This is a genomic window from Sphingomonas sp. MMS12-HWE2-04 (genome assembly GCF_044881185.1).
In the GTDB taxonomy this organism is placed as follows: Bacteria; Pseudomonadota; Alphaproteobacteria; order Sphingomonadales; family Sphingomonadaceae; genus Sphingomonas.
In genome coordinates, this window is record NZ_CP173254.1 from 2,046,073 (window position 1) to 2,067,264 (window position 21,192).

At 67.1% G+C, this 21,192-nt stretch carries 14 protein-coding genes and 1 pseudogene; 4 read left to right on the forward strand and 11 right to left on the reverse strand.

Annotated features, from left to right (window positions below; translation table 11 throughout):
- Positions 1–43: 43 nt before the first annotated feature.
- The 4 genes from secA to AB2M62_RS09255 all read right to left on the reverse strand — a co-directional run bounded on the left by secA (position 44) and on the right by AB2M62_RS09255 (position 4,222).
- Positions 44–2,782: a preprotein translocase subunit SecA gene (gene secA, locus AB2M62_RS09240; protein WP_404339641.1), complete on the reverse strand. Its 2,739-nt coding sequence runs from the start codon at positions 2,780–2,782 to the stop codon at positions 44–46.
- A 111-nt stretch (positions 2,783–2,893) separates the two neighbouring features.
- Complete coding sequence (locus AB2M62_RS09245) at positions 2,894–3,154, reverse strand: hypothetical protein (RefSeq protein WP_404339643.1); 261 nt, start codon at positions 3,152–3,154, stop codon at positions 2,894–2,896.
- A gap of 77 nt (positions 3,155–3,231) precedes the next feature.
- Entirely contained in the window at positions 3,232–3,768 is a 537-nt protein-coding gene (locus AB2M62_RS09250; protein WP_404339645.1) for a hypothetical protein, read from the reverse strand.
- A 13-nt stretch (positions 3,769–3,781) separates the two neighbouring features.
- On the reverse strand, positions 3,782–4,222 hold the full coding sequence (locus AB2M62_RS09255; protein WP_404339647.1) for an energy transducer TonB: 441 nt from the start codon (positions 4,220–4,222) through the stop codon (positions 3,782–3,784).
- Positions 4,223–4,276: 54 nt separating this feature from the next.
- Between AB2M62_RS09255 and argJ the strand changes: the two genes are divergently transcribed.
- The 3 genes from argJ (at position 4,277) to AB2M62_RS09270 (ending at position 6,537) form a co-directional block, all read left to right on the forward strand.
- Positions 4,277–5,503 carry a bifunctional glutamate N-acetyltransferase/amino-acid acetyltransferase ArgJ gene (gene argJ, locus AB2M62_RS09260; RefSeq protein ID WP_404339649.1) on the forward strand — a complete coding sequence of 409 codons (1,227 nt, stop codon included), beginning with the start codon at positions 4,277–4,279 and terminating at the stop codon, positions 5,501–5,503.
- Between the two features lies 1 nt (position 5,504).
- The gene (locus tag AB2M62_RS09265) at positions 5,505–6,116 is read left to right on the forward strand and encodes a glutathione S-transferase family protein (RefSeq protein WP_404339651.1); all 612 of its coding nucleotides are present in this window, start codon (positions 5,505–5,507) and stop codon (positions 6,114–6,116) included.
- A 121-nt stretch (positions 6,117–6,237) separates the two neighbouring features.
- On the forward strand, positions 6,238–6,537 hold the full coding sequence (locus AB2M62_RS09270; protein WP_404339653.1) for an SEC-C metal-binding domain-containing protein: 300 nt from the start codon (positions 6,238–6,240) through the stop codon (positions 6,535–6,537).
- Here the strand turns inward: AB2M62_RS09270 and trxA are convergent.
- From trxA to AB2M62_RS09305, 7 genes and pseudogenes are all read right to left on the reverse strand, one after another.
- Positions 6,518–6,838 (reverse strand): thioredoxin, encoded by a 321-nt coding sequence (gene trxA, locus AB2M62_RS09275; protein ID WP_404339655.1) that lies wholly within the window; start codon positions 6,836–6,838, stop codon positions 6,518–6,520. The genes AB2M62_RS09270 and trxA overlap by 20 nt on opposite strands.
- 55 nt (positions 6,839–6,893) lie before the next feature.
- Positions 6,894–10,327: pseudogene (gene addA / locus AB2M62_RS09280) on the reverse strand (double-strand break repair helicase AddA).
- Positions 10,314–13,244, reverse strand: a complete 2,931-nt coding sequence (addB, locus tag AB2M62_RS09285; RefSeq protein WP_404339657.1) for a double-strand break repair protein AddB — start codon at positions 13,242–13,244, stop codon at positions 10,314–10,316. The pseudogene addA and the gene addB overlap by 14 nt, the downstream one beginning before the upstream one ends.
- Before the next feature lie 27 nt (positions 13,245–13,271).
- Positions 13,272–14,024, reverse strand: a complete 753-nt coding sequence (locus tag AB2M62_RS09290; RefSeq protein ID WP_404339659.1) for a nucleotidyltransferase family protein — start codon at positions 14,022–14,024, stop codon at positions 13,272–13,274.
- Complete coding sequence (locus AB2M62_RS09295; protein WP_404339881.1) at positions 14,021–14,995, reverse strand: aminoglycoside phosphotransferase family protein; 975 nt, start codon at positions 14,993–14,995, stop codon at positions 14,021–14,023. Before AB2M62_RS09295 ends, AB2M62_RS09290 begins: the two co-directional genes overlap by 4 nt.
- On the reverse strand, positions 14,992–15,435 hold the full coding sequence (tsaE, locus tag AB2M62_RS09300; protein WP_404339883.1) for a tRNA (adenosine(37)-N6)-threonylcarbamoyltransferase complex ATPase subunit type 1 TsaE: 444 nt from the start codon (positions 15,433–15,435) through the stop codon (positions 14,992–14,994). Before tsaE ends, AB2M62_RS09295 begins: the two co-directional genes overlap by 4 nt.
- Entirely contained in the window at positions 15,435–17,774 is a 2,340-nt protein-coding gene (locus AB2M62_RS09305) for an ATP-binding protein (protein WP_404339661.1), read from the reverse strand. Before AB2M62_RS09305 ends, tsaE begins: the two co-directional genes overlap by 1 nt.
- Before the next feature lie 254 nt (positions 17,775–18,028).
- Between AB2M62_RS09305 and AB2M62_RS09310 the strand changes: the two genes are divergently transcribed.
- Positions 18,029–21,127, forward strand: coding sequence for a TonB-dependent receptor plug domain-containing protein (locus tag AB2M62_RS09310; protein WP_404339663.1), 3,099 nt, complete (start codon positions 18,029–18,031; stop codon positions 21,125–21,127).
- Positions 21,128–21,192: the final 65 nt, after the last annotated feature.

Genomic DNA, 21,192 nt, shown 5'->3' on the forward strand with positions numbered 1-21,192 from the left:
AGGCTTTTTTGTGCGCCGCTCCGTGAGAGCGGGGTCGGTCGCCTCAGGCGACCTGGCCGTGGCAATGCTTGTATTTGTTGCCCGATCCGCACGGGCATGGCGCGTTGCGGCTGACCATGCCTTCCCATTGCGAGGGATCGGTGCCGAGATCGTCGCCCGAAGGCTGGGGAATGCCCATTTGCGGGATCCGCGTCGTCACCAGGCCTGCGGCGCCGGCATCATAATCATAGGTATCGTCCTCGCCGGTGAGCGGGTCGATATGGCTGGTCAGGAAGTCCGGCAGCTCGGGCAGTTCGGGCGGCGCCATGCGGAACTCGGCATAAGCGAGCGTGCGAGTGACGTCCTCGCGGATGTTCGACAGCATCCGCTCGAACAGCGCGAACGCTTCCTGCTTATATTCGTTGATCGGGGTCTTCTGCGCATAGGCGCGCAGGTGGATCACCTGGCGCAGCGCGTCGAGCATCGCGAGATGCTCCTTCCAGTGATGGTCGAGATTCTGCAGCAGGATCGACTTTTCGATCTGGGTCCAGGTCGCGGTCTCGAGATCGGCCGACTTGGCATTGACATGCGCGTCGGCGAGCGCCCGGATGCGCTCCTCGACGATCTCGGGCTCGATCGCTTCCTCGGCCTTGATCCAGTCGCCCACCGGCGCATCGACGTTGAGCGTCGCGCCCACCTTTTCCTGCAGCCCGGCAACGTCCCATTGCTCAGGGTAGGAATTGGGCGGGCACGCCTCGCCGACGATCGCGTTGACCGTCTCGTGGCGCATGTCCTCAACGACTTCGCCGACGGTATCGGCGTCCATGATGTCGGCGCGCTGCTCGTAGATGACCTTGCGCTGGTCGTTCATCACATCGTCATATTCGACGACCTGCTTGCGGATATCGTAGTTGCGCGCCTCGACCTTGCGCTGCGCAGTCTCGATCGCCTTGGACAGCCACTTGCTGCCGATCGCCTCGCCGTCCTCGATATTGTTGCGCATCATCTTGGCGAACAGCGTGTTCGAGCCGAAGATGCGCAGCAGATCGTCGTCGAGGCTGAGGTAAAAGCGGCTGAGGCCCGGATCGCCCTGGCGGCCCGAACGGCCGCGCAGCTGGTTGTCGATACGACGGCTCTCGTGGCGCTCGGTGCCGAGCACGAACAGCCCGCCGGCTTCGCGCACGCGATCCTTCTCGGCCTGGATCTCGGCCTTGATCTGCTCGATCGCGGCATCGCGCGCCGGGCCCTCTTCCATCTCGCTCAGCTCGTCATGGATGCGGAATTCGAGATTGCCGCCCAGCTGAATGTCGGTGCCGCGGCCCGCCATGTTGGTGGCGATCGTCACCGCGCCCAGCCGGCCCGCCTGCGCGACGATGCCGGCTTCGAGCTCGTGATGGCGCGCATTGAGCACCGAATGCTCGACGCCTTCCTTGTTGAGGAATTCGCTCAGCATCTCGCTCTTCTCGATCGAGACGGTGCCGACCAGCACCGGCTGACCCTTGGCCGAGTGGAGCTTGATCTTCTTGGCGATCGCCGCGAACTTCTCGTCGATCGTCTTGTAGAACTCGTCTTCCTCGTCGACGCGGCGCACCGGCAGGTTCGTCGGGATGGTGACGACGTTCATCTTGTAGATGTCGAAGAATTCCGGCGCCTCGGTCGCCGCGGTGCCGGTCATGCCCGCAAGCTTGGGGTACATGCGGAAATAATTCTGGAAGGTAATCGAGGCGAGCGTCTGGTTCTCCGGCTCGATCTGCACGCCTTCCTTGGCCTCGACGGCCTGGTGCAGGCCCTCCGACCAGCGGCGACCGTCCATCATGCGGCCGGTGAACTCGTCGATGATGACGATCTTGCCGTCCTTGACGATATAATCGATGTCGCGCTTGAACATCACGTTCGCGCGCAGCGCCTGGTTGAGGTGGTGGACCACCTGGGTGTTCTCGAAGTCGTAGAGGTTGGCGCCCACGAGCAGCCCGGCATTTTCGAGCATCCGCTCGACCTTCTCGGTGCCGTCCTCGGTGAGCACGACGGTGCGCTGCTTCTCGTCCTTCTCGTAATCGTCGGGGACGAGCTGCCGCACCACGGCGTCGACACCCATATAGAGCTCGCTGCGGTCGTCGGTCGGCCCCGAGATGATCAGCGGCGTGCGCGCCTCGTCGATCAGCACCGAATCGACTTCGTCGACGATCGCCATCGCGAAGGGCCGCTGCGTCATCGAAGCGCGGTCATACTTCATATTGTCGCGCAGATAATCGAAGCCGAACTCGTTGTTGGTGCCGTAGGTGATGTCCGAATTATACGCGTCGCGGCGCTGCTGGTCGGTCAGGTTCGGCACGATCACGCCGGTGGTGAGGCCCAGAAAGCCATAGACCTGCGCCATCCATTCGGCGTCGCGCTTGGCGAGATAGTCGTTGACGGTGATGACGTGGACGCCCTCGCCCGGCAGCGCGTTGAGATAGGTCGCCAGCGTCGCGACCAGCGTCTTGCCCTCGCCGGTGCGCATCTCGGCGATCTCGCCGCGGTGGAGCACGATGCCGCCGATCATCTGCACGTCGTAATGGCGCTGGCCGAGCGTGCGCTTGGCCGCTTCGCGCACGGTCGCAAACGCCTCGGGCAGAATGTTGTCGAGCTTCTCGCCGTTCGCGAGCCGCTCGCGGAACAGGATCGTCTGGTTGGCGAGAGTTGCATCGTCCATCGCCGAGATCGCCGGCTCGAAGCCATTGATCTTCTGGACGATGCTCCCGAGCGACTTGACGTAGCGTTCGTTCGAGGAGCCGAAAAGGGTCTTGGCCAGGCCGCCGAGCATGGGTGTTTCCTGTCGTAATCAGATGGAGATCGGGCGGGCGCATCCGGCTTCCGGGTGCCCGCATCATGCGAAAGTGCGAAAAGCGCGCCGCCTCAGCGGGCCGCGCGGGCGCTATTCGAGCCGGCGCTCGAAGGGTAGATGGGTGGCGACTAATGGCGCGCTCTCGGTGCGTGGCCAGACCGCACCCTCAGCCACAACACGCCGGGGCGTGCGTACGACCGGAATGGTCCGCTGCGAGCGGTGCGCCGCAGCCTGCGCCACCTGTGCAGCCTGAACCACCGCGACACCCTGCACATGGCGCACCGCGCGATCACCCGAACCGATACCGGTCAGGCTCGCAAACAGCGCAGTGAGGAGAAGCAGCAGATTCAATTCGGCTCTCTCAGGGCAGAAGCGCGCGACATAGTGATTGGAGGCTCATACGCCAATCGAAATCGCGCTTAATCTAATCATCGCGCTGTGGAAAAAGCTATGGTGAAGGTGGCCTTGGCTCGTCGCGCTCCGCCGCGGGCATCGACCGGCGGGGCGTAAGACGGGCGAACTACGCTGCACAGACTTGGAAGCTTGACGGTCCAGCGCTCTGCCCCGGTATCGAGCTTGCGGCAATTCTGTGTCTTCCCCTTCGCGGATACGTCGAACCTCGCCGAGGCGAGTGCATTGGGTAGCTGGCTTGCCTGGTGATACCGAAGGGCGGGACGCGGCTCGCTGTCCACCGCCATGGCCATTTCAATCGTTACGCGCCGTGCCGCGCCCGCACCGCCCAGTCCCTCAAGCATCGGCGGCGGCGTTTCACCCTCGAAGCTCACGCACGGGTCGCCGAGCCCGGCCGGGGGCCCACCCTCGGTCTCGTCGACGCAGGACAGGATCTTGCCGCTCTCGGAAATGCCGATCACGGCAACCGCATGCCAGACCGCGATCGGCGGCGCGCCGCCATCGCCGGGGCCAAATGCCGCTGGCAGAGCGGCGATCAGGGGAAACCAAAACACCCCCCGTCTCCCGCTATTCGATCATCCACCGCACCGGCAACACGACTTCGCTCGCCTCCGGTATGCGATCGACGATCCGCGGGGAGTAGCGGGTGTAGAGCGCCATTTGCAACGTAGCGGCGTCGAGCAAGGGAAAGCCCGACGACTGCTTCAATGAGCAATTCTCCAGCGCCCCAGTAACGGTCAGTGTGCATCGTATCGCCGACACACCCTGCTGCTCGGCGCGCAGCGCTGCCGGAGGATAGAAGTCACTGGTCGGTGGCCTCGACAGCGGGCGTGGCGCCACGACGCCCTTGGCAGGCGCCTCAGCAATCACCTGGGCAATGCCCTTCGCGGCCAGTGCGTCAAGATAGCGCTGGGGCGGGACGACCGGCGACACCGCCGGCCCTGCCGCGCCCGGCACCTGTTGCCCGGCCGGCGGGAGGAGGGCGATCGACAGAGCCGCCAAAATCATTGATCTTTCCCCCTGCTTGCCCGAAGCAGCCGCACCCTATCAGCAGGCTGATCCATGTCCACCGAACCCTCCCCGCTCGCCCTCGCCTTTCCCGCCCTGCCCACCATTGCCGGCGTCACGCCGCGCGTCGCCCGTGCGCGCTACAAGGCTTGGGACCGCTGCGACCTCACCTTCGTCACGCTCGACGCGGGTACCAGCGTCGCGGGCGTGCTGACCAACAGCAAATGCCCCTCGCCCGAAGTCGAATGGTGTCGCAAGGCGCTGGTGCTGGGCAAGGCGCGCGCGCTGGTGGTCAATGCCGGCAACTCGAACGCCTTCACCGGCAATCGCGGCCGCGCCGCGGTGGAAGCGATCGCGGCGCGCGCCGCGGCGCATCTCGGCTGCGCGCCGTCGGACGTGTTCGTCGCCTCCACCGGCGTGATCGGCGTGCCGCTGCCGATCGACAAGGCCGAGGCCGGGCTCGATGCCGCGTTCACCGCCGAGCCGGCGCGCTGGGAAGCCGCGGCGGAAACGATCATGACCACCGACACGTTCGCCAAGGCAGCGGTGACGACCGCAGTGGTCGATGGCCGCACCGTCAAGCTGGTCGGCATCATCAAGGGCTCGGGGATGATCGCGCCGGATATGGCGACGATGCTCGGCTTTGTCTTCACCGACGCCGCGGTGGCGCCCGAGTTTCTCCAGCGCGCGCTAAGCGCTGCCAACACCAAGACTTTTTCGTGCATCACCGTCGATGGCGACACCTCGACCAGCGACACGATCCTCGCCTTCGCCACCGGTGCCGCGGGCAATGCGCCGCTCGCCGATGACGAGGATGCCGGCGCCGACGCGTTTCGCGCCGCGCTCGCCGATCTCTGCCACCAGCTCGCGCTGCTCGTCGTGCGCGATGGCGAAGGCGCGCAGAAGCTGATCGAAATCACCGTCGAAGGCGCCGATAGCGATCGCAGCGCGCATGTCATCGCGATGTCGATCGCCAATTCGCCGCTGGTGAAGACCGCGATCGCCGGCGAGGACGCCAATTGGGGCCGGGTCGTCATGGCGGTGGGCAAGGCCGGCGAGCCTGCCGAGCGCGACAAGCTCGCCATCCGCTTCGGCGCCACCCAGGTGGCCAGCGGCGGCCTGGCGGTCGAGGGGTATGACGAGACCCCCGTCGCTGCGCATCTGAAGGGCCAGGAGATCGAGATCGGCGTCGATCTCGGCATCGGCGAGGGCCGCGCCACGGTGTGGACGTGCGATCTCACCCACGGCTATATCTCGATCAACGCCGATTATCGGAGCTGACATGCTGACGATCTGGGGCCGTCTCAATTCGCACAATGTGAAGAAGGTTGCCTGGTTCGCGCACGAACTGGGCATCGATCATGTCCGCCACGATGTCGGCGGGAAATTCGGCATGGACGCCGCCTATCTGGCGAAGAATCCGAACGCGCTGATCCCGACGATCGAGGATGGCGATCTCGTGCTGTGGGAATCGAATGCAATCCTGCGCTATCTCGCCGCGCGTCATGGCGGCGAGCGCTTCTGGCCCGCCGATCCGGCGAAGCGTGCCCTGGCAGATCGCTGGATGGACTGGCAGTTTTCCTATGCAGACGCCCAGCGCGACGCCTTCGTCAACCTGGTCCGCCGTTCACCCGACACACGCGATATGGCCGCGGTTGCGCGTTCGGCAGAGGCCTGCGCCAAGCAGATGGCAATCCTCGATCGCTATCTTGCCGAGACGCCCTGGCTTTCGGGCGAGGATTTCGGGATCGGGGACATTCCGATGGGCGTCTACGCACACACCTGGCTGACGCTCGACATCGCGCGGCCGGCGCTGGCCCATGTCGAGCGCTGGTACGCGCAACTTCGCGAGCGGCCGGGCTATGCCAGCCAGGTGATGATTCCGCTGACCTGAAGGGCGAGACTTCGGCGGCGATAGCAGGGCACGCGGCTTGTGATCGCGATCTTGCCATGCAAGAGCGACGCCGCCGCCGATCGGGGCGGACTATCGAAGGAGGATCCCATGGCACGCCATCATGATCGCGACGACCTCCCCTGCTTTCGAGGTCAGCAGTAAGCGCCGTAAAGGCTATCCCTCGGAAACACGAGTGAAGCGCGGACTGCGCTTCGTGCATGGCGATATAGAACTCATCGAAAAGCTAGGCCGCAAGGACCCCTGCCCTTGCGGCTCGGGTAAAAGCTTTCAAGCAGTGCTGCCTGCGCTCGGGCCGGTTTCGATGGGGCCGAGCGGCATGATTATTGGCGCGACTGAAGATCGTGGCCGGTCCGGCGGGGATCGCCGGACCGGCTGTTCAATCAGAGCTCGCGTTCGATGAACTGCTTGATGCCGCTCTTCGGCATTGCGCCGACCTGCTTGGCGGCTTCCTGGCCATTCTTGAACAGGATCATCGTCGGGATGCCGCGCACGCCGTATTTGGTCGGTGCATCGGGGTTGGCGTCGATGTCGATCTTGACGATGGACACCTTGTCGCCAAGCTCTTCGGAAAGCTCTTCCAGCGCCGGCGCGATGATCCGGCACGGCCCGCACCACTCGGCCCAGAAGTCCACGAGGACGGGCTTGTCCGCCTGGAGGACATCGGCTTCGAAGCTGGCGTCGGTGGTAGCCGTGGTGGCCATGACAAAGTCTCCTGAATGAATGTTGCCGTGTATCTATGTGCGCAGTCGTCGCGGCTCAAGCGCGCAGGGCCAAGCTTTGCTCCGCGGTCGCGAAGCCGGGCTTGTGCGCGTCGAGCAATTCGGGCGGCAGGATATGGAGTATGGGACCCGCGGTATAGAGCAGCCCCGCTTCGACAGCGCGATCCGGGAACACCACCCGCAGCGCCGCGGCATAGGCCGCCATCTGCCGCAGATGATAGGGCGGGACGTCGCCGAGCGTGGCGGGCGCGCGACGGCCGGTCTTGAAGTCGATCACCCGCACAAGGTCATGCGTGACGACGAGCCGATCGATCGTCCCCGAAACGACGACGCCGTCGCCGACCACCGCGGTAACGGGTGCCTCGGCAAGCGAGTTGGGCCCGAACAGCCCGGCAAAGTCGGGATTTTCGGTCACCCCCAGCGCTGCGGCGACCAGTTCGGCACGTAGCGCGGCGTCGCTGACCCCACCCGCGCCTGACAGCCAGCGTTCGGCCGCAGCGCGCCGCTCGATGGGCGCGACCGACGGCAGCCGCTCGAACAGCGCGTGGAGCAATCGCCCGCGCTCCGCGGCGGCGCGCATCGCCGGGTTGGGTGGTGGATCCGCGACGAGGTCCTCGCCCAGATTGGAAGGCGCCAAGGGTCGCGGAGGGCGCGCTTCTGCGGGCGCCGCCTGGGCTATCCAATTCGGCAGCGCGGGCAGCGGATCGTCCGCCGCGGCCGGGTGGGCTTGGCCAGGACGGGCGCGGCAGGCGCGAGGCCATGGAAACTGCGCACGCCGTCGCCCGCCGGGACACCCAGCGCATCGAATGCGCGCGCGCACGCCGCATACCAGCTGGCCTCGGGCGGCACGCCCTTGGCCATCGGCCCCAGCGCCCCGGCAACCACCAGCTGCTCCTCGGCCCGCGTCGCCGCGACGTAGAACAGCCGCCAATGCTCCTCGAGCTCGCGCGCCTCGCTCTCGGCGACCACCGGTCCCAGCGCAGCCCCGCGCTCGCCGCTGCGCGGACGGAAGATCGGGAAAGCCGGACCGTCATGCCCCTCAGGCGCCCAGAGCAGGAAGTCGCGCGGGCTCCGCGTCGGATCGACGGTGGCGTCGGCAAGGATCACCAATGGCGCCTGCAGTCCCTTCGATCCATGCGCCGTCATCACCCGCACCGAAGCCTGGGGCTGCGCAGCATCGCGGACAATCTCGACATCGCCGCGATCGAACCAGTCGAGGAAGCGTTGCAACGATGGCGTCGCCAGCCCCTCGAAGTTGAGCGCGGCGTTGAGCAGCTCCTCGATCGGATCGCGCGCCTCCTCGCCCAGCCGCCGCAGCAGTTTCCGGCGCCCGTCGAGCGGCCCAGAGAGGATTTCCTCGAGAAACCGATAGGGTGTGGCGATATCGGCGCGGCGCAGCAGCGCATAGAGCGGGGCAAGCCGTTCCTCGCTCTGCGTCGCGCGCAGATGCCGCCACAGCCCGCCGCGCTCGCGCACCGCCGCGGCCATCAGCGCGTCCTGGCTCCAGCCGATCAGCGGCGAGACCAGCAGCGCTGCCAGCGACAGATCGTCCTCGGGCTGCAATGCGAAGCGCACTGCCGCGAGCAGGTCCCGCACCGCCAGCGGCGCATTGAGCCGCAGCCGATCGACCCCGGCCACGGGCACGCCCTCGGCATAGAGCCGCGCGACGATCAGCGAGGCGAGCTCGCCGCGCCGCTTGACCAGGATCATCACATCCTCGGCGCGCAGCGGACGCCCCTTGCTCGCCAGCATATGTCCGCTCGCAAGCCACGCCTTGACCTGGCGCGCGATATCCCCGGCGAGCTTGCGCGTGGCGTCGCTCACCCATTCCTCTTCGTCGGCTTCGCTGCCGCCCTCGATCGTCGCGGGCCACAGCGTCACCGTTCCTGGCCCGGGAACTTCGCTGGCATGCGGTTCGACGTCGCTCAGCGCGCCCATCCCGGGCGGGGCCAGCGCGCCGATCGCGGCGTCGACGAACTCGAGCACCGGCCGGGTAGAGCGGAAGCTGTGGGTGAGCGACAGCGATTCGAGCTCCTGCGGCTCGGCTTCGAAATCGGAACGCGCCAGCGCCCGCGCGCGAAACCGCTCGAACGCAGCGCGGAAATAGATCGGGTCGGTGCCCTGGAAGCCGAAGATTGCCTGCTTATAGTCGCCGACGGTGAACAAGGTGCGGACCGTCTCGCCGCGCGCGCCCTGCCCGGCGAAGAACTCGTCGGCGATCGCGCTGACGATCGCCCATTGCTGGGGATTGGTGTCCTGCGCCTCGTCGATCAGCACATGTTCGGTGACCTGGTCGAGCTTGTAGCGGACCCACTCGCCCATCCCGGGCGCACCCAACAGCTCGACCGTGCGGCGGATCAGATCGTTGAAGTCGACCGCGCCCACGCGCCGCTTGGCCCGGGCATAGGTGTCGGCATAGGCCCGCCCCGCCTCGAGCCCGCGCGCGAGCAGATCGGCGAACTCGGCCTGGGTCTTCATGCCCAGCAATTCGCTGCATCGCCCATGCAGCCGCATCGCGAGATCGGCATAGCCTGGCTCCTGCGGCGCTTGGCCCTTGCCGAACGATCGCGGCTCGCCCTTGGCAGTCGCCCAGACGCCGTGCAGGTCCGCGAGCTGAAGCGCGCGCTTGGGCGCCGGCAGCGTCAGCCACATCGCGATCTCTTCGGCGCGCGCCAGCCCGGACTTGGTGCCCCAGGCTGCGTTCATTGCCGCGACTTCGCGCAAGCCGGCGTGGTCGAAGGCATCGTCACCGCAGCAAGCCTCGATTTCGCTGGCGATGTCGCCGCTCGGCAGCGCCAGCATCCGACGCAGGAACGGCTGGATGCCGCTGGGCAGCGCCTCCATCGCCTCCGCGTTCGACGCGCAGACCTTTAGGAACGCCTCCGCCTTGCCCTCGCCCAGTCGCAGGCTGAGCGCGCCGACTGCGTCGATCAGTCCGGACCGCCCTTCGCGCTCGGCATCGACCAGCATCTCTGCCAACGCCTCGCGCCCCAGCACCGCCTCCTCGCGCTGATCGAGCGGCCGGAAGCCCGGCACCAGCCCCGCCTCGATCGGAAAGGCGGCGAGCAGCGACTGGCAGAAGCTGTGGATCGTCTGGATGCGGATGCCGCCGCCAGGCGCATCGAGCACCTTGGCGAACAGCGTGCGCGCCCGCGCCCGCGCTTCGGGACCCGAGGCCTCGCCCAGCGCCTCGAGATCGTCGAACAGATCCTCGTCGGGCGCGCGCACCCAGCGCGCCAGCCGCCCGGTGATCCGTTCGGACATTTCGGCCGCGCCGGCCTTGGTGAAGGTGAGGCACAGGATCGCGCCGGGATCGACCCCCGCCAGCAGCAGCCGCCAGACCCGTGCGGCGAGCACTTGGGTCTTGCCCGTCCCCGCCGAGGCCGAAAGCCAGATATGGCGCGCGGGATCGCTGGCGCGGCGCTGGTTGCCCTTCAGCGCATGCAGGGCGCGGACCTCACTCACGGCCATACCATTCGTCGCGGCGCATCAGCTGGTCATACTCGGCATAGGGGGCGTAGTCAGGGTGGAGCTTGGCCGTGAACGGCGCGTCGCCGGTCAGCCAGGTGCGCACCGCCTCCTCGAACTGTGCCACGGCGGTGTCGATGAAGTCGTCGGCGGGAAGATAATCGCGCCGCTTGGGATCGCACGGGCTCTCGACATAGCCGAACCCGCCAAAGCGATTGCGCGACAGCGACCAATATTCGAAACCCCGCGCGCGACCAGAAATCCCGTCATAGCCGCCGCGCTCGGCGATCAGCCCGAGCAGACCCAATTGCAGGCTGAACCCCTCGCGCACCGCGGCGAGGCTCGGTGGCTTGCCGGTCTTGTAGTCGACCACGACGAGACCGCCTTCGCCCAGCCGATCGATCCGATCGAACGTGCCGCTGAGCTCGACGCCGGCAAAGTCGATCACGCCGCGCCGCTCGACTGCTAGGACCTGGCGGCCTGCGGCATTGCCGCCGGCGATTTCGGCGGCGATCCAGTCGATCGCCTCCATCAGCCGGGGCTGCCACAGCGCGCGCATCATCGGATGGGTCCGCTCGTCGCGCAGCATCGCCACCGCGCGATCGTGGAGCTTGTCGGGCGAACACCCGTCTTGCTCAAACCAGCGCTGGAGCACGGCATGCACCGCGGTGCCGCGCCACGCCGCGCTGGGATCGGCATCGACCGGATCGAGCGGCATCAGCCGCAGCATCCTGCGCGCGTAAAAGGCGTACGGATCGGCCTTGAGCCGATCGACTTCGGTGACCGATATCGCCTTGGGCCGGTCCCCGACCAGCGGCTCGGGCGCCGGTCGAGCTGCGGGGAGATGCTCGCCGGGATCATCGATCGCGCGCAGCCACGCGTCGAGCTCGGCGGCGCGGGTCAGCCCGCCAGACAGCGCCTCCAGCCGCAACCAGAAACGCGAGGCGATCGTCGGCGCGCTCGCGTCGCGCCGTGCGCGAGTGAGCAGCACTTGCGGCGCACCCAGCGCACCGGCCAGGTCATGCGCCGAGAGCCCGATGCGGCGCTCCAGCCCCGGCAGGCCGAGCTCGGCGCGGATGCGCGGCGCCAGCCAGGGATCGGGCGCGGGCAGGCCCGGCCAGACGCCTTCGTTGAGCCCGCCCAGGATCATCAGGTCCGCGGTCTGCAGCCGCGCTTCGATCAGGCCGAGGATCGAGAGCCGCGGATGCCCGCCCTGGGGCGGCCGCACCGCGACTTCGCGCATCAGCGTGCGGAGCAGCGGCGCCAGCGCATCGGGATCGATCGTGCGCGGCCCCTCCCCCGCTTCGCGTTCGAGCCCGTCGAGCAGATCGGCAGCCGCGCGGCCCTCGGCGCGGCCCCATAGCGTATCGCCGCCCAGCACCTGCGCCGCCTCGCGCAGTGCCGAGAGCATCGCGGGCAGCGGCTGCGCCCCGCCGGCAAAGGCTTCGGCGAGCGGTGCAAGCAGGTCTCTCGCGCCGGACCACCAGCGCTGCGCCGCGCGGCGCACCGGCGCATCGCGCCCGTGCTGCTCAGCGAGGTGCCGATCGATGCCGTCGAGCCCCGGGGCCGGGCGCGGCCCACGCAGCGCGCGATCGAGCGCACGCGCGCCCTCCAGCCATTCGGGCCGCGCATCGGGCATCACCAGCGGATGTTTGAGCAGCGCGAGCAACGGCAACGGGGCAAAGCCCTGCGCCGCAGCCTCGGCCAGCGCGAGGAGCAGCGTCCCCGGCGGCAGCAGCGACAGCGGCTGGCCCGCCGAATTGTCGAGTGCGATCCCCCAGCGCGCGCAATGCGCCGCCACCCGCCGCGCCAGCGCGCGATCGGGGGTGACCAGGGCCGCGGTGCGCTCGGGCGTCTCCAACGTCTCGCGCAGTGCCAGCGCGATTGCCTGCGCCTCCTCGGCCGGCGTCGCCACGTCGAGCACGCGCACCCCGTCGAGCCTGCGTTCGGCGGCGGGCAACGCCGTCCAGCCATGCGTCAGCTCGGGCGGCGCCATCGCCGAGGCGATCGCCTTGCTGCGCGCCGGCGGCGCATCATGCTCGCTTGCCGCGCGCCAGGGATCGAACTCGCTGCGATGCACTCCCATCCGCTCGAGCAGCAGCTTCAAGTGGAATTGCGGGTGGCTTTCGAGATTGCGTCGGCGCCGTCCGGTCACCGGATCGGGCATGTGGGGACCAAGCAGGTCCCATTCGGCCTCGGATATCCCGGTCGCCAGTCCCGGAAGCACCACCATGCCGTGGGGCAGTTCGGCAACCACGCGCAGCAGCCGCGCGATCGCTGGCGCCGCCGTGGTCACGCCCGCGGCACAGACGAAACCGTCGGGCGGCGCACCGCGCCAGCGCGCCGTCACTCGATCGAGCAGCATCCGCCGCCGCTCGGCGAGATCGATGCGGCCGAGCCGTGCGAGCTCGCGCGGCCAACGCGCCAGCACCACTTCGAACAGCGCGAGCGAGCGCTCCCAATGCGCCGAAAGCTCCGCGCTCAGCTCGATCTCGCGCAGCCTGGCCGGCGCCACTTCCTCGACCAGCAACTGGTCAAGCGTGGTAGCAAGCTCGCCCGCCAGCCGCACTGCCTCGGCCGCGTCCATGGCACGCGACTCCTGGATCAGCCGCGCCAGGATCAGCCGCCGCTGGAGCGGATCGACCGCGGGGGGCACCGCCTCGCCGCCCGGAGTATCGAACACCGCCTCGTCGAGCTCGGGATCGCCGACCGCGACCAGCCGCGGTAGCAGCAGCCCGCCGCCGCTGGCGCGCACGAACGCATCCTGGATCGCGCGCTTGGCGCGGTTGTTGGGCAGCAGCACGGTGCCGCGCGCCAGCCGCATCGGATCGCCCCCGAAGCGCTTGATTAGCCCGTTCGCCAGCGCATCGGCAAAGGCGCGGTGCGGCGGGATGGTGTAGAGGTGCAGGCGGCTGGGCATCGGTTTGAGTGGCTTAGCGGAAAATTGTCACACCGTCGCCAGCACGGCCTCTGCCTCGGCGATCGCCGGCGGCGAGCCGATGTCGAACCATAAGCCCTGATGCACGACCGCCCAGAGGCGCCCCGCCTCCAGCGCGCGCGTCCAGAACAAGTTGGTCGAGAACGGCCCCTCGGGCCAATCGCGGATCACGCGCGGCGAGAGGATCTGCACGCCCGTGTACACGAACGGCGCCATCCGCCCGGGCTTGCGCCGCTCGATCACTCGGCCATGCGCATCGATACGGAAATCGCCATTGCCGGGATGGCTGTGCGCGCGCGCCAGCGGCACCACCAGCAGCAGCGCGTCCATCTTCTCGTCGTCCCACTGCGCCGCGAGGCTGCGGATCGCATCTACCGGGCCATCGATCCATAGATTGTCGCTGTTGACGCAGACGAAGGGCTTGTCGCCGATCAGGTCGCGCGCCTGGACCAGCCCGCCGCCGGTCTCCATCAGCTGCTTGCGCTCGTCGGAAATGACGAGCTCGATGTCCTTCACCCGTGTCTTGAGATGCGCTTCGAGCTGGTCGGCGAGATAATGGACGTTAACGATCGCGCGCTTGACCCCCGCGGCGCGCAGATGCGCGAAGACATGGTCGATCAGCGGCTTGCCGGCGACGTCGACCAGCGGCTTGGGCCGGGTGGCGGTGAGCGGACGCATCCGCTTGCCGAGGCCAGCGGCCATCACCATCGCGGTTTCGGGAACGGCGGCATCGGGCTGCGGCCGCAAGGCATAGGTGGTCATGCGCCGGCGATCGTCATCGGGTCGCCGCGCATCTCTGAGGGCACGTTCGCGTCGAACCAGTCGGCGACCGGCTTGAGCGCCGGATGCGCCAGGTCGCGCTCGAGATAGGTCCACACGCGCGGGCACAGCCCGGCATAGCGCGGCTTGCCGTCGCGCTTCCAAAGCCGAGTGAAGATGCCGACGATCTTGGCGTTCCGCTGCGCGCCGAGCACATGATAGGCCACGTCGAAAGCGTCGCCCTCCCCGGTGATCCGCTTGTAGCGATCGAGCATCGCCGTCTCGAGCGCGAGCGGCACGTCGCGCCGCGCATCCTGGAGCAGCGACACCAGGTCATAGGCGGGATGCCCTTGCAAGGCGTCCTGGAAATCGAGCAGGCCCAGATTCTCGCTGCCTTCGATGAGCATGATGTTCTCAACATGGTAATCGCGCAGCACGGTGACGGGCGTGTGCCCCGCAAGCACCGGCGCCAGCACCTCGTCCCAGGCCTGCGCATAGGCCTGCGCGTCGACGTCGAGCCCGACCGCAGGGCAATACCATTCGGCGAGCAACCCTGCCTCGCGCTGATATTCAGCGAGGGTATAGGCGCGGATGTCCGCGGCCGAATGCCCGCCCAGGCGGACGAGCAGGTCGACCGCAGCCTCATAAAGCCGCAGCTCGCTCTCGGGTGCGGCTTCCACGGTCTCGCGCATCCGGGCGTCGCCGAAATCCTCGATCAGCACCAGCCCGTTGGCAAGGTCTTCGTGGAGGATCCGCGGCGCCGCGAAACCGCGCTCGCTCAGCCACCGCGCAATCGCGATGAACGGCCGCGGGTCCTCATGCGGCGGCGGCGCATCCATCAGCACGGCGCTGCGATCATGGTCGACCACCCGGAAATAGCGGCGGAACGAGGCATCGCCGGCGAGGGGCCGGATCTCGGCGCCCTCCCATCCGGCGGCAATCAGGAAGTCGGGCGCCGCGGCGGGCGGATTCATGTCAGGAGCCATCGGTCCTTCCATGCCGCGGGCACCTTGGCTGTCAAGGCGCGCGCGCCGTCCGGCGTCACATCAAGGGTGAGCCACAGCGCATCGCGCCACCAATGTTCGTCCAGCCGCTCGGGCCATTCGACGATCAGCAGCGAATTGGCACGCGCATCGTCGAGGCCCAGTTCCTCGGCCTCGTCAGGATCTTCGATCCGGTAGAGGTCGACATGGAGCACCGGGAGACGCACCTCGGGCGGCTCGTAAGACTGGACGATCGCGAAGCTCGGCGACGGCGCTTCCTCCTCGAGCCCCAGCGCAGCAAGCAAACCGCGCGCAATGCTCGTCTTGCCGGCGCCGAGCGGCCCGGACAGCGCGATCACGTCGCCGGGGCGCACGATTGCGGCAAGCTTCCGGCCGAGGTCCAGCGAGTCTTCCGGCGTGGAAAGCAGCATCACGTTCGCGGCAACTCGACGGTCACCAGCGTACCCTCGCCCGGTTCGGAGATCAGCTCGATCCTGCCGCCATGCGCCTCGACGAACTGCTTGGCGAGCGGCAGACCAAGCCCCAGCGCGCGCTCACCACTGCGCGATACGCCCGATTGCGCAAACCGATCGAACGCCTTGGCCACCGCCGCCGCGTCCATGCCGGGACCGTCATCGGAGACGATCACGCGCGCACGCCCTTCATCGCCATCCAAATGGAGCAAGACCCGGCCGCCTTCCTGGGTGCAGGTGACCGCGTGGCGCAGCAAATTCTCGATCACCTGGCGCAGTCGCTTGGGATCGCCCGTCACCGTTCCCACGGTGCCGGTATTGTCGACGACCAGCTCGATCTTCTTGCCCTTGGCGATCGGCGCGACGACCTCGGCAGCGCCACTGGCCGCCAGTTCGAGATCGACCGCAGCCTGCTCAAGCGGCGCGTCCTCATGCTGGGTGAGATCGAGCACGTCATCGATCAGATTGCCCAGCCGCTCGACCGATTCGAGGATCGCGTCGGTATATTCGGTGGCGCTCTTGGTCAGCTTGCCCGCGAAGCCGCCATGCAGCATCTCGGCAAAGCCCTTGATCGAGGTGAGCGGCGTACGCAGCTCATAGCTCATATTCGCGACGAAGGTGGTCTTGACCTGGTCGGCCGCCTCCAGCGCCTCGTTGCGATCGCGCAGCGCGCGCTCGGCACGGTGATGGTCGGTCGTATCGAGCATCGTCACCAGTGCATTGCCATCCGGCAGCGGCACCGCAGTGATGTCGAAATGGCGACCATCGGCAAAGGCGATCGCGCTGCCCCGCGTCTGGCGGTCCTTGGCGGCGAGCCGGATCAAGTCGCCCAGCACTTCCGCGCGCGCCGGGTTGGTAAGCTTCGGGCCGACCGCCTTGACCAGCGAGGCGATCTGCGGATGTCCGTCGAGGAAGCTGTCGTCGAAGCTCCACACCTGGCGGAACTTGCGGTTCCATAGCTGCAGCCGCCCCTTGCCGAACACCGCGACGGCCTCGGCAAGGCTTTCCAGCGTCGCCGTCCGCACCTGCTGCATCTCGCCATGCTCGCGCTGCAGTTCGAACTGCTGGGTCTGATCTTCGAACAGCAGCAACAGTCCGCCTTCGGGGAGCGGTTGGGCGACGACGCGCAGATGCGTTCCGGAAACGCTCCACGTCTCCTCGATCGCCTCGGGCGAGGTGAACCACTCGCGCCGTTCGGCTTTCCACGTCGGGAAGTCGCGGACTTCGGGCAGCCGGTTGGCTTCGCGCATGCGATCGAGCACGCGATCGAATTCGGGTCGATCGGCAAGCCACTCGTTGCGCATTGCAAACATGCGGCGGAAGGGCTGGTTGGAGAAGGTCAGGCTGCGATCGGGTCCAAACTGCGCCACGCCGGCCGAAACGCGATCGAGCATCGCGCGCTGCGCCTCGGCGAAGCGCTTGAGCCCGCCGCGTGCCTGTTCGAGTTCCTCGATATCGACGGCAAAGCCGGCCACGCCGCCGGTCGGCAGCGGAATGTCGTGAAGCCGCAGCATGCGCCGATCGCCCTCGATCGTCGCGGGCATCGCGGTAGTCTGCGGCGCGCCGGTATCGCGCGCGATTGCGGCATTGGCGAGCGGCCCGCCGAGCCCGGCGCCTTCGACCAGTTCCAGCCCGCGCGCGACGACGTCCTCGCCATCCTTGCCCTCGACGGCCCGGACATAGGCGGTGTTGACCATCAGCAGCCGGAGATCGGTCCCGCGATACCACATCGGCATCGGCGCCGCCTCGATCAGCGCGGTGAGCGCATCGAAGGCCGCGCGCAGCCGAGCCGCTTCGCGCTGGAGCCGGGTGATCTCGCTCTGGCTCTCGGTCGCGTCGATGAACCACAACACCACGCCGCCCGGCGCATGCAGCGCCTCCGGCGCACGATCCCCGACGACGAGCAATGCCCGTCCCGACCCCTGGACCTGGACCGGCAGCGTGAAAGCGCGCCCGGCTTTTTGCGCACCTTCCACCAGGTTGAGCAGCGTCTCGCCATCATCGGCCACGATGCCAGCCTCGGCGCCGATCAGTGCCTCGATCTGGCGCGGCGGTTTGTCGAAGCCGAGCCAGTCGGCGAGCCGCCGCGACAGTTCGATCCGCCCGTCGGCACGCACGATCATCGCCTGCGCGGGCGACCCGCTGACCAGCCCGGCCAGGCCCTCATTGGTATCCCGCGCATCCCGCGCGGCGGCGCGCGCGCGCAGCCCCGTATACAGCGCCCAAGTCGCGCCCAGCACGAGCAGCGCCAGTGCTGCGCCTGCCAGTACCGCGGCCGATTGCGAAATCTGGATCAAGCCGCGCTCCCGCGCCCTTGTAAAGCGTTCATCCCGCACCCTTAGGCAATGCGCGGCCACACGGGAAGCGGATTGGTCGAGCGCCGGACGCCGCGATTTTGCAACGGCGAATTACCGGCCTGTTTCCAATCCATTTCCGATGGTTTGATTTCGCAAGAAGTGTTGCTGCAATGCGACATTTTTATGCGCGGCAAGGCTTGAGTCCGCTGCGGAATTCATTCAGCGTAGATGCATAAAAGCAACAGGGGACCCCCATGAAATTATCGCTTCTCGGCGCAAGCGCGCTGAGCTCCGCTGCGTTTGCAAGTTTGGCGCTGCTCTCGGCGCCTGCGTTCGCGCAGGACACCCAGGTTCCCGAGGCCAATGCCCCCGTCGAGGATACGCAGGCAGCCGAGGCGCCGAAGACTCAGGATGGCGACATCGTCGTCACCGGCTCGCGCATTCGCCGCTCGACGTTCAACAGCCCGTCGCCGATAGCAGTCATCGATCCTGAGATCGCCGAGAAGCGGGGCGTGATCGACACGGCCGAAATGCTGCAGTCGAGCCCGATCGCTTCGGGCTCGTCGCAGGTCACCAGCGCGATCTCGTCGAATTTCGTGACCGACGGCGGTCCCGGCGCGTCGACCATCTCGCTGCGCGGCCTCGGTGCCAATCGCACGCTGGTGCTGCTCAACGGCCGCCGTGCCGGTCCGGCAGGCACGCGCGGCGGCGTCTCGGCGTTCGACCTCAACGTGTTGCCGCAGTCGATCATCCAGCAGGTCCAGATCGAGAAGGACGGCGCCTCGTCGGTCTATGGCTCGGACGCCGTCGCGGGCGTGGTGAACCTCATCACCAAGACCAAGACCAAGGGGATCGAACTCAACGTGTTCGGTTCGGTGCCGCAATATGAAGGCGGCGAGCAGTATCGCATCAGCGGCGCCTGGGGCACCGAATGGGGTGGCGACATGGGCGGCCACGTCCTGCTTGCTGCCGATTATTATCGCCAGAAGGAACTCGCCACCGGCGATCGCAGCTATCTGAGCTGCCCGCAGGACTATGTGTTCAACAGCAGCAACCAGCGGATCGACATCACCGATCCCCGCACTGGCAAGGCGCGCTGCTCGCAGTTGAGCTGGGGCCAGATCTACCTCTACGACTATAGCAGCGGTTCGCTGCGCACCGGCCGTGGCGGCTATTCCTATCCGGGCGAAAATCTCGGCAACTATGTTCCGAACCTGCGGCCGACGATCGGCTTGGGCGTGCCGAGCAATTTCTACCAGATGGGCTATGATCCGGCCTCGGCCGCGATCGATCACCTCTATCATCCGTTCTATGAGCAGGATTCGGTGATCCCGGAGACCAAGCGCCTGACCTTCTACGGTGACGCCTCGATTCATCTCGGCGAGCATGTCGAGGCCTATGCCGAGGGTCTGTGGAACCGCCGCGAGACCGCCCAGAACGCTTCGCGCCAGTTCTGGAACTATCAGTATACCGAGGATTGGGGCGGTCCCGCCTCGGGCTTCACCGGCGAAGGCTTCCTCAGCCCCACCCCGATCACCGATCATTTCGATTCGAGCCAGAAGGTCGAATATTGGCGCGCCGTCGGCGGCCTGCGCGGCGACTTCGGCTCGTTCCTGCGCGATTGGCGCTGGGATGGCTTCGTCCAGTACAGCAAGTCGGTCGGCCGCTACACGCAGGACCAGATCTACAAGGACGCGATCGATCAGCAGAGCTGGCGTCTCGGCGGGTGCGAACCCGGCGAAGTCACCGATGTGCGCGGCGTCCCCTGTGTCGACGTGCGCTGGACCGATCCGGACTTCCTCGCCGGCAATCCCAATGCCGCCGAACGCGCCTATCTGTTCGGCACCGACACCGGCCGCACCGTCTACAAGCAGCTCAACGCCGAGTTCAGCGTGAACGGCCCGCTGTTCAAGTTGCCGGCCGGCGACCTGTCGATGGCGGCGGGCGTTACCTGGCGCCGTGACTCGATCAACGACCGCCCCGGCGACATCGTCTGCGGCGCCGTGGCCGACGATCCCTATGGCTGCGTCAACAATGCCTGGGGCGTTACCTCGTCGGGCGTGACTGCGGGCCACAATATCACCGAGGAAGCATTCGCCGAAGTCGATATCCCGCTGATCCACAACACCACGCTGATCCAGGCGCTCAATCTCTCGGGTTCGGGCCGCTACACCCAGTTCAAGGCGACGCGTGAATCCGACGGCGAAACCGCCACCGACAAGAACAACTGGACCTACAAGGTCGGCGCCAACTGGCAGGTGGTGGACTTCCTGCGCTTCCGCGGATCGTGGGGCACCAGCTACCGCGCGCCTGCCTTGTTCGAGCAATTCCTTGCCAATCAGTCCGCCTTCGTGTCGCGCCGTTCGATCGATCCGTGCATCGGGCTGCAGGAAAAGATCGAGGCCAAGTCCGCGTCTGACATCCTGGTGGCGAATTGCGCTGCTGCGGGCATCACCGACCTGAACTTCACCGGCGGTGCCGCCTCGAACATCGAAGTGCTCGCCGGTGGCGGCCTGGGCGTGGTCAAGGCAGAAACCTCGACCGCGAAGACCGCGAGCATCATCCTGACGCCGAAGTTCGACTTCCTGCCGAACACCAAGATCAATCTCGCCGTCGACTATTTCAACATCAAGGTGAAGGGCGAGATCAGCCAGCTCGGCGCCGCCAATGTGGTCGGCCAGTGCTACAATTCGAACTTCTATCCCGGCGATCCGCTCTGCGGCCAGTTCGATCGCGATCCTACCACGCTGGCGATCACCCAGGTGCGGGACAGCTACATCAACATCAACGAACAGAAGAACGAAGGCATCGACGTCACCGCCAACATCTCCCAGAATCTTGGCAAATGGGGCAATCTGGCGTTCACCGCCGAAATGACCTGGCAGGCCACCGACTATGTCGAGCTCTACGAGGGCACGCGCCAGTCGTATAATGGCGAGGATGGTGAGCCGATCTGGACGGGCCAGTTCAACCTGTCGTGGGAGAAGGACAGCTTCTCGGTCTATTACGGGCTGAACGTAGTTGGCGGCACGTCCGATGTCGGCGACTGGCTCGACGACAATCCCAGCAGCACCGCGCCGGCCGGCAGCCTCTGCCGCACCAGTGCGATCTATCCGGATGGTTATTGCGAGAAGCTGCGCGCCAAGCCGACGTTTTACCACAGCGTCTCGCTGACCAAGGAGCTGCCGAACCTGCAGCTCACCCTGGGCATGACCAACCTTTTCAACACCAAGCCGCCGCGCGTCTCGACCTACGGCAATGGCGAGATCACGACGTTGGGCCAGAGCGCGTTCTCGTCGCAGTACGATCTGCTCGGGCGCCGCCTGTTCCTCAGCGTGAAGTCGCGCTTCTGATCGCTGCGCCGGGGCTCCTCCGCGAGCCCCGGCCTTGCGGCCGCAAGTGTTCAACGGCAGACCGG